Genomic DNA, 12005 nt, shown 5'->3' with positions numbered 1-12005 from the left:
ATTATGGCAATGAATCTTGGTAATGATTCAGGTGAAGATAATGAATTGCATGATATTAACGTCACACCTTTTATTGATGTGATGTTAGTACTGCTGATTATCTTCATGGTAGCAGCCCCCTTAGCGACGGTTGATATTAAAGTCAATTTACCTGCTTCGAGTGCCAAGCCTCAACCTCGGCCAGAAAAACCTGTTTATTTGACGATTAAATCAGATAAACAGATTTTTATCGGTGAAGAGATGGTAACTCATGAGACGATGGCCAGTGTCTTGGATTCTATGACGCAGTCGAATAAAGAAACGACTATCTTTTTCCAAGCCGATAAAACGGTCGATTATGAAACTTTAATGGGGGCAATGGACTCATTAAGGAAAGCGGGATACCTCAAAGTAGGGCTAGTGGGGATGGAAACCGTATCATCGGGTAACTAATTTTTTACTCATATTATACTTAAAAATATCAGCACTCTATCAGTCATATTGCAATGATTAATAGAGTGCTTTTTTATTCACCAAAGATATAAATATGGTTATCTTTTTGTACTATTTATTTTTCTAGTATATTAATAGTTGCGCTAAAATAAAATTTAGCTTTAGTGTTAAATGTTATTAATCGTCTTTAGATTAAATTTTGTATAGCAGTATTAATTAAATTACTTAAGTGATTATGTGCTGAATCAATTAATAATAAGTAGATACTATTATTAAAGTTCCAATAGTATCAATATTCGTTAACTATTCATATTTTTTCACTTTTTATTTGATAAATATTTTTGTTCTTATGGTAAATATGACTATAACCACATGATTAATAATGTTTTTATTTCTATTTGGTTTAAGTGTAAAAAAACTTGCGCAAAAAATTCTATTGGATATAATGCATTCCAGTTACAAATTGAAACATGTTGTAACCTGTAACAACGCCTAATTTATTTATTATCTAAGTTTCCGTTTTGGTTACTTACTTTTTTTATTACACCAGGTAGATCGTTGTTTTCAGTCATTCAATTACTGATAAGTTGATTTTATTTACTTATCTATACTGCAACGGATATTTTTGTCGGTTGTGAGTAAAATATAAAGAGAAAGGCAGAGAACTACACATAGCATTTTTATTATTTTAATAAATTTAAAAGCCATAGTACTTCGCGGTACTATGGCTTTTTGTTTTATTACGCAGCAAATGTGTGTTTCATCTTGTCGAGAGCCCGCTTATACCATCGGTTGTTTTCTATCTATCTATCTATGCAAGTCCTGCTACACCAACAAATTGTTAACACTCTTCGCGAGGCGTTTTTAGATTTTGTGGCACATTTTTCTGCTATTGTGCCAAAAACACATTATTACTTTGTCTTTGTCAGTATCAAGCATCAATTTGCTACCAATATTTAACATCAAAATTGAGTTAGCGTTATCCAACTAGCAAAATCGCAATGTTATAAAATAACCATTAGTAATAATTTCAAAATAATATTAATTAGCTATTGTGGAGTATTTCTGGGAGATAACCACCGGTTGTTATAATGGATTACTTATCTAACAAGTCGTTTTTACGACACTAAATTGTTATTCCAAAAACGAATATACTTATAACTATATGAAAAATTATGAGAAAAACAGGTTGATTACTGGTTAAAATATAGACGGTTTAAGTATTGATTACGATAAAGTCATCAATAAAGATCGTAATGAAGATAACTTTGTTGATTAATCAATCTAGTAATGAAATTAGAGATATTAATGTAATTATTTATTATTTATAAAATCCAGTTTTTAACAATTTATATAATGTAATACAAAGGTTGATAATATGAAAATAACCATCATATTTATAATTAAAAAAATATATTAAGTTATTTCTAATAATGTGGGTTGAAAATTAGAAATAATAAATTATTATTTTTGTATTATTTTAAATATATTGTCTTATAAATTGATTGTTTTTTGTGTTTTCTGTATCTGTTTGATTTTAAATGATTTGTATTATTTTTAATTAGCTCATTTTTTGATAATAAGAATTATTACTACTTATTTTATCATTACTATATAAAGAATAATTAATTTTAAATTGACCATATATATTAAAAATCCATCTTAAACATTAAATAGCTGAAACGTTTTTTCTCGCATAAAAGAATAATTTATTTTTTAATGAATTATCGCTTGATAATGATCAAGTCATTATTGTGTCGGAGTGTTAAAAAGGCGGTGTTTTAAAATTATTCCAATTAAAAATCATCATATCAGGAGAGATATATGGCCTTGGGGAATAATGTTTTTTCCCAACATGGTATTAACCGACGCGATTTTATGAAATTGTGCGCAGCGTTATCAGCTACCATGGGATTAAGCGGCAAAGCAGCCGCGCAAATGTCACAAGCAATGACATCACCTGAACGTCCACCTGTTATTTGGATTGGTGCTCAAGAGTGTACAGGTTGTACGGAATCTTTATTACGTGCGACTCACCCAACACTTGAAAACCTTGTTCTGGATGTTATCGCACTTGAATATCACGAAGTGCTCTCTTCCGCTTTTGGTTATCAAGCAGAAGAAAACAAACATAATGCGATGGAGAAATACAAAGGTAAATACGTCCTTGTTGTCGACGGTTCTATCCCTGACAAAGATGGCGGTATTTACTGTATGGTGGCAGGCAAACCTATTCTTGAGCATATCAAAGAAGCCGCTGAAGGTGCGGCGGCAATTATTGCTATCGGTTCTTGTTCTGCATGGGGTGGTGTACCAGCTTCTGGAGGTAACCCTACTGGCGCTAAATCACTGGAAGCTATTTTACCGGGTAAAACAGTTATCAATATTCCAGGGTGTCCACCAAACCCACATAACTTCTTAGCTACAGTTGCACATATTATTACCTTTAATTCATTACCTAAGTTAGATAGCAAAAACAGACCGCTATTTGCATATGAGCGTCTAATACATGAAAACTGTGAACGCCGTCCTCATTTTGATGCGGGTCGTTTTGCTAAAGAATTTGGTGATGAAGGACACCGCCAAGGCTGGTGTTTATACCATTTAGGTTGTAAAGGACCTGAAACTTACGGTAACTGCCCAACATTAGAATTTTGCGATATTGGTGGAGGAATTTGGCCTGTTGGTATTGGTCACCCTTGCTATGGCTGTAATGAAGAGGGTGTCGGGTTTACGAAAGGTATTTTCCAACTTGCGAATGTTTATCAGCCAACACCAAAAGCACAAGTACCCGATGTTAACGCCAAAGAAGGTGGTGGTGTTTCTTATGGTGCAGCAGGCTTATTAGGTGCAGTTGTTGGTGCTGTTGCTGGGGTAAGTGTGATGGCTGTGCGTCAATTAGGCCGTGACAAAAATACCACAGGAGCCTCACAGGAGGATAAACGGTGAATAGGCGTCATTTCTTTAAGCTGGCATCAGGTGGGGTTCTCCTTGCGGGAATGGCACCCACTGCGAGTCATGCTGCGGCGCAGAACCGTCCTCCAATTCCTGGGGCTCTCGGTATGCTCTATGACTCTACACTCTGTGTAGGCTGTCAAGCATGTGTGACAAAATGTCAGGAAATTAATCATCCGGAACCCATGGAGCGTGGTGATACTTATGCTAATGGTGATCCGATCTGGTCAAACAATGACAAACTAAGTCCTTACACAAATAACATTATTCAAATTTGGCGTGATGGAACAGGTGAAAATAAAGATCAACTGGAAAACGGTTATGCCTTTATTAAGAAACAATGTATGCATTGCGTTGATGCTAACTGTGTTTCTGTGTGTCCTGTTTCAGCGTTAACCAAAGATCCGAAAACCGGTATTGTGCATTATCATGCAGATATCTGTACAGGTTGTCGTTACTGTATGGTGGGTTGTCCTTATAACATTCCTAAATACGATTATGATGATCCCTTCGGTAAGCTTTATAAATGTGAACTATGTAACCAAAAAGGGGTGGAGCGCTTAGATAAAGGCTTATTACCCGGCTGTGTTGAGGTTTGTCCAACAGGTGCTGTGATTTTTGGTACTCGTGAAGAGTTGCTTGAAGAAGCAAAACGCCGGTTAGCGAAAAAAGCGGGTGAAGAATATCACTATCCACGCCAAACCATTAATGGTGGCGATACTTATCTACATAAGATCCCAGAATATCAAGATCATATCTATGGTGAGTTTGAAGGTGGTGGTACGCAGGTGATGGTACTTTCCGCGGTGCCTTTTGAAAACCTAGGTATGCCAGAAGTAGCTCCATTATCAACGGGTGCGCGTTCTGAACATATTCAACATACGCTGTATAAAGGTATGGTTTTACCAATAGCAGCGCTTGCGGGCATTACTTATTTGGTTAACCGTAATAGTAAAAAACAAGAGCAGGAACACCATAAGGAGGATAACGATGTCGAGTCATGATCCTCGTCCACTTGGCGGTAAGTTATTTACTTTAGCTGTTAGAGTGTTTTTACCGCTTGCTGTGCTTGGTTTTATTCTTATTGGTAAGCGTTTGGTATTGGGTCTTGGGGATGTTTCCGATCTAAATGGCGGTTATCCTTGGGGTATTTGGATAGCCTTTGACTTACTTATCGGAACAGGCTTTGCGTGTGGTGGTTGGGCACTGGCATGGGCTGTTTATGTTTGTAATAAAGGTGAATTTCATCCCTTAGTACGTCCTGCATTATTAGCGAGCTTGTTCGGCTATTCGTTAGGTGGATTATCCATTGCAATCGATATTGGTCGTTACTGGAACATGCCTCACTTCTTTATGCCTCAATACTTTAACGTTAACTCCGTGTTGTTTGAAACAGCAACTTGTATGACCATCTACATTATGGTGATGGCATTAGAGTTTTTACCTGCACTACTGGAACGTTTAGGTTGGAAAGTTTCGTTAAGACGCCTTAATAAAGCGATGTTCTTTATTATTGGTCTAGGCGCCTTATTGCCAACCATGCACCAATCCTCCATGGGATCATTAATGATTTCGGCAGGTTGGAAGGTGCATCCTCTGTGGCAATCTTATGAAATGCTACCGCTATTCTCTTTATTAACCGCCTTTATCCTCGGTTTCACTATTGTTATTTTTGAAGGTTCTTTATTAAAAGCGAGCCGTACTATTAATGACGATGAAACACCGCTATTTACCAAGTTAACTAAAATCATAGAAGTACTTCTGATCACCTTCTTGGTATTACGTTGGGGTGAAGTGATCTGGAACGGTAAGCTGAGTTATATCGCTAAAGGGGATATGTTCTCTTGGTTATTCCTTGCAGAAAGTGCCTTGTTGTTTATTCCTCTGGTATTGATGCACCTGAAAAATAATCGTCGTAGCCCAAGAATGTTATTTGTCTGCGCATTATTTATGTTAGTGGGTGCGGCAATGTGGCGTATGAACTATTCATTAGTCGCTTATAACCCAGGCAACGGTTATCACTATTTCCCAACTGCAAGTGAGTTGTTGATTTCTATTGGCTTCGTTGCATTCGAAGTTACTGCTTACATTCTTATTATCCGTTTACTGCCGGTACTACCAGCACAAACAGAGTCAAATATACAATTAAAAAAGGCTGAGGTTAAATCATGAGCCAACGCATTACTATTGATCCTATTACCCGTATTGAAGGGCATTTACGCGTCGACTGTGAAATCGATAACGGAAAAGTCGTTAAAGCTTGGTCTTCCGGTACTATGTGGCGTGGAATGGAGGAGATCCTAAAAGGAAGCGATCCTCGTGATGCATGGATTATTGTGCAACGCATTTGTGGTGTTTGTACAACGGTTCACGCAATAGCCTCAGTACGTGCTGTAGAAGATGCCTTAGGGATGGATATTCCGGTTAATGCTCAGTATATCCGTAACTTAATTTTGGCTTCTCACATTATTCATGACCATATCGTCCATTTCTATCAGTTGTCTGCGATGGATTGGGTTGATATTACGGCAGCATTACAGGCAGATCCTGAAAAAGCCTCAGCGATGCTTAAAGGGGTTTCTCAATGGCAATTGAACTCTGCTGAAGAGTTCAGAAAAGTGCAGAAGAAAATTCAAGATTTGGTTGATAGCGGTCAGTTAGGTATTTTCGCTAATGGTTACTGGGGTCACTCAGCCATGAAATTACCTCCTGAAGTGAACTTGATTGCGGTAGCCCACTATCTACAAGCATTGGAATGCCAGCGCGATGCAAACCGCATTGTGGCCGTGTTAGGGGGTAAAACACCGCATATTCAAAACTTAGCAGTGGGCGGTGTTGCTAACCCAATTAACCTTGATGCACCGAATGTTCTCAATTTAGAACGTTTAATGTATGTAAAACACTTTATTGATAACTTGGGTGATTTTATTGAACAGGTTTATAAAGTGGATACTGCTATTTTTGCTGCTTATTATCCAGAGTGGTTAAAAATCGGTAAAGGGGCTAATTACTACTTATCTGTGCCTGAATTGCCTATTAATGGCAATAATACTGAGTTTTTACTCTCAGGTGGCTATATGGAAGGCGTTGATTTTTCTACTTATCGTCCAATTAAAGATTGGAAAGATCAAAACCTGAAAGACGGCATCGAAGAGAGTGGTAAACACGCATGGTATGAAGATGATGAACCATTAAAACCATGGGAAGGTTTAACTCGTCCTAAATACACCGGTTGGGATGAAAATAATAAATACTCATGGGTTAAGTCACCCACATTTTACGGCAAACCTGTAGAAGTAGGTACTTTAGCATGGTTAGTGTGTGGTTTAGCGGGTAAACATGAAGGCACAGTAAAACACTATAACGAAGTTAATCAGATCTACACCAAATTAACCGGTCAAACCTTGGTGACAGAGCAGTTAGAGTCAACTTGGGGACGCATTATTGGTCGTACTGTTCATGCTTGTGTATTACAAGATTCGCTTAACTTCTTATGGCAATCACTGGTTGATAATATTGGCCGTGGAGATACTGCTTCCTTTATTAAACCTGAGTTTGAGCCGGGTAAAGAGTATCGTGGCGTCGGTTTTGAAGAGGCTTCGCGCGGTATGCTATCTCACTGGATAGTCTTTAAAGATGGCAAAATCACAAACTATCAGGCGGTTGTTCCTTCAACATGGAATGCGGGTCCTCGTAACTTTAATGATGAACCGGGTCCTTATGAGTTATCACTAGTGGGAACGCCGGTGGCTGATCCTAACAAACCTCTGGAAGTGGTAAGAACCATTCACTCTTTCGACCCATGTATGGCTTGTGCTGTGCATATGGTTGATTTAACAGGTAAAGAATTAAGTAAGGTGAAGGTATTGTAATGCGTACACTTGTCTTAGGTATTGGTAATTTATTACTAAGCGATGAAGGCATTGGTGTTCGTATCGTAGAAGCGCTCGAAGAGCGCTTCTCTTTACCGGAGAACGTCGATGTTATTGATGGTGGCACATCAGGCATGGAAATTTTGCAAGATATTGCTGCAAGAGATTTATTGATTGTTGCTGATGCAGTAAGAAGCCAGCACGAGCCGGGCAGTATCTTTGTATTACATGATGATGATGTACCTGCATTATTTACCCAGAAAATTTCACCGCATCAACTCGGGCTATCGGATGTATTAATGGCTTTACGTATGACCGATGAATTTCCTCGCAAACTGATTTTAGTGGGTATTGAACCTGCTTCATTAGCGCCAAGTATGTCATTGTCAGATATTGGTCAGCGATCGATGGAAATAGCACTTGAACAAGTGGTTAATATTTTGCGTGAACATGGGATCACCGTAACCCCTAAAGAGGTAACAGCATGAGTGAATTAAATTGGGATATCACGGGATACGATGAACCACCTATTGAATTACTTGAAAGCAGTTTTCGAGAGATTGCCAAAAAAGAGATGCAAGCATTGCCTTTTTATAGAGAAAATATTCCCGTAAAAGCAGGGGGATTTACTTTATTTGAAAAGCAATGGATTGGAACAATTTTAACGCCTTGGATGCTAGAGCTTATTGTGTTGCCCGGGCCATCACAAGAGTGGCCAAGACGTAAAATTGGTGAGCGTATCGCCTTAGCGCTTCCTTGTGGTCAGGTTAAATTTGTCGTTGGTGAACTTGCTAATGGTGCTCAATATCTGGCTTGTTCATTAATGTCGCCACTTGATCGCCATTTACAAGGTGAGCAAGCGGTTGAGTTAGCAGAAAACAGTGCAAAAATGGCTCTTTCTCTTCCTGTTCAGACACAATCCGTCACAGAAGTTGATTTAAGTCGGCGTTCCCTTTTTCGTGGTCAGTTAAGATCATAATGTAGAACGTTTACGCGACACCGAGTCAAATTCTTCTTATTGAATAGTCAGGAGTCAGAATATGTGTAGCACTTGCGGTTGTGGTGAAGGTAATGTCAGCATTGAAGGCGTAGCGCCTCATTCACACGATCACCACCATCACTCTCACGACCATGATCATCACGACCATGGCCATCACCATCACGGTCATCACCATCATCATGGGCATGATCATCATCATGAACACAATGCTACTCCAGCGAATACTGTTCATAAATATATTGATAAGTCTGAGCAAAAGCATAAGCACAATTACGAAACTCATGGTCAGCCTATCATTATTCATCATCACCATTACCATAATAGTGGCGATGTTCATCTCCATTTTTATCATGATGCACAGCAAAATGAAGCCCAAGTGTTCCATGAGCATCATCATGGGCATGATGACGATCATCATGCACATTCTCATGAACATACTCATAGCCATGAACATGAACATAGCCATGATCACGAACATAGCCATGATCACGAACATAGCCATGATCACGAACATAGCCATGAACACGAAGAACAATTTAGTCCAGTTATTGATAATGACAACATGCATTATGGGCAAGGGGAAGCCGGTACTCATGCTCCCGGAATTAGCCAAAAACGAATGTTAAAAATTGAGATGGATGTACTGGATAAAAATAATCGAATTGCCGTTCATAATCGTGAACATTTTGCCCAGCAAAATGTATTGGCGCTGAATTTAGTTTCAAGTCCCGGCTCCGGTAAAACAACGTTGCTAACTCAAACGTTAAAACAGCTAACGCAACGTGTACCTTGTGCGGTGATTGAAGGTGATCAGCAAACGACGAATGATGCTGATCGTATTCGTGAAACCGGGGTTGCTGCTATTCAAGTCAATACGGGTAAAGGTTGTCACCTTGATGCACAAATGGTGCATGATGCTACCCATCAATTAGGTTTAAAAGACAACAGTATTCTCTTTATTGAAAATGTTGGCAATCTGGTTTGCCCTGCCAGTTTTGATCTGGGTGAAAAACATAAAGTGGCTATCCTTTCGGTAACGGAAGGGGAAGATAAACCATTAAAATATCCACATATGTTTGCCGCTGCAGATCTGATGATTATCAATAAAATTGATTTAGTGCCACATCTTAATATTGATGTGCAAGCGTGCATTGAATCAGCGCGTCGCGTCAATCCTAATATTGAGATCATTGCATTATCTGCGACAACTGGCGAAGGTATGGAAGAGTGGTTAGCTTGGTTGGAGAGCCGTTTATGTGCTTAGGTGTTCCTGCCAAGATAGTTGAGGTGGGCGATGACGTCCACCAACTCGCTTATGCTGAAGTCAGTGGCGTAAAACGTGCCGTTAATATCTCTATGGTTTGTGAGGGTGACCCGTCAGAGTTATTAGATAAGTGGGTGCTTATTCATGTTGGATTTGCCATGAGTATTCTTGATGAACAAGAAGCTCAAGATACTCTGGATGCATTACAACATGTATATGGTGTTACCCTTGAAGAGGCTGATGATGCAATACGTTGATGAATTTCGTGATCCCGAATTAGCCAAAGCATTATTAGCTCAAATACGTGAAACTATTTCACAATGGCCCCATCCCATCACTCGCCCATTACAGATTATGGAAGTGTGTGGCGGACATACGCATGCCATTTTTAAATTTGGTCTCGACCGCTTATTACCACAAGAGATTGAGTTTGTTCATGGTCCCGGTTGCCCGGTATGTGTGTTACCTATGGGGCGCATTGATGCTTGCTTAGAAATTGCAGCCCGTCCAGAAGTCATTTTCTGTACTTTCGGTGATGCGATGCGGGTGCCCGGTCGTCATGGTTCAATGCTTGATGCCCGCCGTCGTGGTAGTGATATCCGTATTGTTTACTCACCGCTTGATTCATTAAAAATTGCGCAAGATAACCCTGATAAACAAGTGGTATTTTTTGGCTTAGGTTTTGAAACTACCATGCCAAGTACGGCGATGACACTGCAACAAGCGAAATTACGTGGACTGAAAAATTTTTCGCTATTTTGTCAGCACATTACTATCGTACCGACTTTACGTTGCTTATTAGAGCAAGAAGATGTACGTATTGATGGTTTTATTGCCCCCGGTCATGTCAGTATGGTGATTGGCTGCACGCCTTATCAACCTTTATGTGATGAATTTGAAAAACCCTTTGTGGTGACAGGTTTTGAACCGTTGGATTTATTACAAGCTATACTGATGGTAGTAAAACAGCTTAAAGCAAAAGCTGAGAATGCAGATTATGTTTTAAGTATTGAAAATCAATATAGCCGTATTGTCCCTAATGAAGGCAATAAACTTGCGCAAAAAGCATTGAAAGATGTTTTTATGCTAAAAGAGAGCAGTGAATGGCGTGGACTTGGGGAGATCCCTATGTCTGGTATTCAACTAACACCCGCTTATGCTGAGTTTGACGCTGAACGACGTTTTACACCAGCACCACAACAAGTGGCTGATAATCCACAATCACGCTGTGGCGATGTATTAACCGGACGATGCAAACCTTCTGATTGCCCATTATTTGGTAAAAGTTGTACACCAGAAACGGCATTAGGTGCCTTAATGGTGTCATCAGAAGGTGCATGTGCGGCTTATTATCAGTATCGCCGTGAAGGTAATATATGAAACAACCTGATGAAATCACCTTAGCTCAAGGAAATGGTGGGCAAGGTATGCAACAACTTATCGAAGGGCTATTTTTGAAAGCATTCGATAATCCATTATTGAATGAAAAAGAAGATCAGGCTCGTATTGCATTAGCCGATCTCACAGCACAGGGCGATCGTCTGGCATTTAGTACCGACAGTTATGTGATTGATCCGATCATTTTCCCTGGTGGAAATATTGGTAAATTATCTGTTTGCGGAACCGCGAACGATCTTTCTGTAGGTGGAGCTGTACCTCGCTATCTCTCTTGTGGTTTTATTTTAGAAGAGGGACTTGCTTTTGAAACGCTAGAAACATTGGTGATGGCGATGGCAAAAGCCGCACAACAAGCAGGTATTCAGATTGTAACGGGGGATACCAAAGTGGTTCCTCGTGGTGCTGCGGATAAGATCTTCATTAATACTGCGGGTATTGGGGTGATCCCAAGTAAAATTGATTGGGCAGCGAGTCACATTAAAGCTGGTGATAAGATCATCGTCAGCGGTACAATAGGCGATCATGGTGCCACTATCTTAAATTTACGTGAAAATTTAGGATTGGAAGCTGATCTGCAAAGTGACTGTGCCGTGCTTGAACCAATGATCGCGCCTTTACGTCAAATTGACGGTATTCGTGCATTACGTGATGCAACTCGTGGTGGCGTGACCGCTATTTTACATGAGTTTTCTCAAGCCTGTGGCTGTGGCATGAATGTATATGAAAACAAACTGCCAATGAAACAGTCTGTACGTGGTGTGTGTGAATTATTAGGGCTGGAAGCACTCAATTTTGCTAACGAAGGTAAAATTGTATTAGTCGTGTCACCGCAAGCAGAAAAACAAGTTCTTGAGGCTTTGCATCAACATACTTTAGGTCAAGATGCTTGTACCATTGGTGAAGTAACTGAAGAGCGTTATATTCGTTTAACGGGAATTTTTGGCACAAGTCGTATTTTAGATCTCCCTTATAACGAGCCATTACCCCGTATTTGTTAATTAAATCAAATCACTCAACTGATCTTTTAAATACTCATAAGTTATTTCTCTGTTACAGAAGTTTGTTATAACGCAAACTTCTGTCA

11 protein-coding genes are annotated in these 12005 nt (G+C 39.5%); all 11 read left to right on the top strand.

Going from position 1 to position 12005, the window contains the following annotated elements:
- The first annotated feature begins 3 nt into the window (after positions 1–3).
- The 11 genes from exbD (at position 4) to hypE (ending at position 11919) form a co-directional block, all read left to right on the top strand.
- Positions 4–432, top strand: a complete 429-nt coding sequence (exbD, locus tag AACV01_RS03465) for a TonB system transport protein ExbD (RefSeq protein ID WP_004245188.1) — start codon at positions 4–6, stop codon at positions 430–432.
- A gap of 1824 nt (positions 433–2256) precedes the next feature.
- Positions 2257–3381, top strand: a complete 1125-nt coding sequence (gene hybO, locus AACV01_RS03460) for a hydrogenase 2 small subunit (RefSeq protein ID WP_004245185.1) — start codon at positions 2257–2259, stop codon at positions 3379–3381.
- Positions 3378–4391 (top strand): hydrogenase 2 operon protein HybA, encoded by a 1014-nt coding sequence (hybA, locus tag AACV01_RS03455; RefSeq protein ID WP_004245184.1) that lies wholly within the window; start codon positions 3378–3380, stop codon positions 4389–4391. The genes hybO and hybA overlap by 4 nt, the downstream gene beginning before the upstream one ends.
- Positions 4378–5559, top strand: a complete 1182-nt coding sequence (gene hybB / locus AACV01_RS03450) for a Ni/Fe-hydrogenase cytochrome b subunit (protein WP_004245183.1) — start codon at positions 4378–4380, stop codon at positions 5557–5559. The genes hybA and hybB overlap by 14 nt, the downstream gene beginning before the upstream one ends.
- Positions 5556–7259 (top strand): hydrogenase 2 large subunit, encoded by a 1704-nt coding sequence (hybC, locus tag AACV01_RS03445; protein ID WP_004248989.1) that lies wholly within the window; start codon positions 5556–5558, stop codon positions 7257–7259. Before hybB ends, hybC begins: the two co-directional genes overlap by 4 nt.
- The gene (locus AACV01_RS03440) at positions 7259–7747 is read left to right on the top strand and encodes a HyaD/HybD family hydrogenase maturation endopeptidase (protein ID WP_161682437.1); all 489 of its coding nucleotides are present in this window, start codon (positions 7259–7261) and stop codon (positions 7745–7747) included. The genes hybC and AACV01_RS03440 overlap by 1 nt, the downstream gene beginning before the upstream one ends.
- Positions 7744–8238 (top strand): hydrogenase-2 assembly chaperone, encoded by a 495-nt coding sequence (gene hybE, locus AACV01_RS03435; RefSeq protein WP_004245180.1) that lies wholly within the window; start codon positions 7744–7746, stop codon positions 8236–8238. The genes AACV01_RS03440 and hybE overlap by 4 nt, the downstream gene beginning before the upstream one ends.
- 61 nt (positions 8239–8299) lie before the next feature.
- The gene (hypB, locus tag AACV01_RS03430) at positions 8300–9523 is read left to right on the top strand and encodes a hydrogenase nickel incorporation protein HypB (protein WP_161682435.1); all 1224 of its coding nucleotides are present in this window, start codon (positions 8300–8302) and stop codon (positions 9521–9523) included.
- Entirely contained in the window at positions 9514–9780 is a 267-nt protein-coding gene (gene hybG, locus AACV01_RS03425; protein ID WP_004245178.1) for a hydrogenase maturation factor HybG, read from the top strand. Before hypB ends, hybG begins: the two co-directional genes overlap by 10 nt.
- On the top strand, positions 9767–10903 hold the full coding sequence (hypD, locus tag AACV01_RS03420; RefSeq protein ID WP_004248992.1) for a hydrogenase formation protein HypD: 1137 nt from the start codon (positions 9767–9769) through the stop codon (positions 10901–10903). Before hybG ends, hypD begins: the two co-directional genes overlap by 14 nt.
- Complete coding sequence (hypE, locus tag AACV01_RS03415; protein WP_004245176.1) at positions 10900–11919, top strand: hydrogenase expression/formation protein HypE; 1020 nt, start codon at positions 10900–10902, stop codon at positions 11917–11919. Before hypD ends, hypE begins: the two co-directional genes overlap by 4 nt.
- Positions 11920–12005 lie beyond the last annotated feature (86 nt).

Origin of the sequence: Proteus sp. G2609 (assembly GCF_963896135.1) — a bacterium.
GTDB lineage: Bacteria > Pseudomonadota > Gammaproteobacteria > Enterobacterales > Enterobacteriaceae > Proteus > Proteus mirabilis.
Note: the sequence above shows the minus strand (reverse complement) of the source record. Positions and strands in the feature narration are given on the sequence as shown.

Bases quoted from the DNA above. Each gene is read 5' to 3' on its own strand.
- hybB (WP_004245183.1), top strand. From the start codon at position 4,378: ATGTCGAGTCATGATCCTCGTCCACTTGGCGGTAAGTTATTTACTTTA.
- hybC (WP_004248989.1), top strand. From the start codon at position 5,556: ATGAGCCAACGCATTACTATTGATCCTATTACCCGTATTGAAGGGCAT.
- hypB (WP_161682435.1), top strand. From the start codon at position 8,300: ATGTGTAGCACTTGCGGTTGTGGTGAAGGTAATGTCAGCATTGAAGGC.
- hybO (WP_004245185.1), top strand. From the start codon at position 2,257: ATGGCCTTGGGGAATAATGTTTTTTCCCAACATGGTATTAACCGACGC.
- hybE (WP_004245180.1), top strand. From the start codon at position 7,744: ATGAGTGAATTAAATTGGGATATCACGGGATACGATGAACCACCTATT.
- hypD (WP_004248992.1), top strand. From the start codon at position 9,767: ATGCAATACGTTGATGAATTTCGTGATCCCGAATTAGCCAAAGCATTA.
- hypE (WP_004245176.1), top strand. From the start codon at position 10,900: ATGAAACAACCTGATGAAATCACCTTAGCTCAAGGAAATGGTGGGCAA.
- AACV01_RS03440 (WP_161682437.1), top strand. From the start codon at position 7,259: ATGCGTACACTTGTCTTAGGTATTGGTAATTTATTACTAAGCGATGAA.
- hybG (WP_004245178.1), top strand. From the start codon at position 9,514: ATGTGCTTAGGTGTTCCTGCCAAGATAGTTGAGGTGGGCGATGACGTC.
- exbD (WP_004245188.1), top strand. From the start codon at position 4: ATGGCAATGAATCTTGGTAATGATTCAGGTGAAGATAATGAATTGCAT.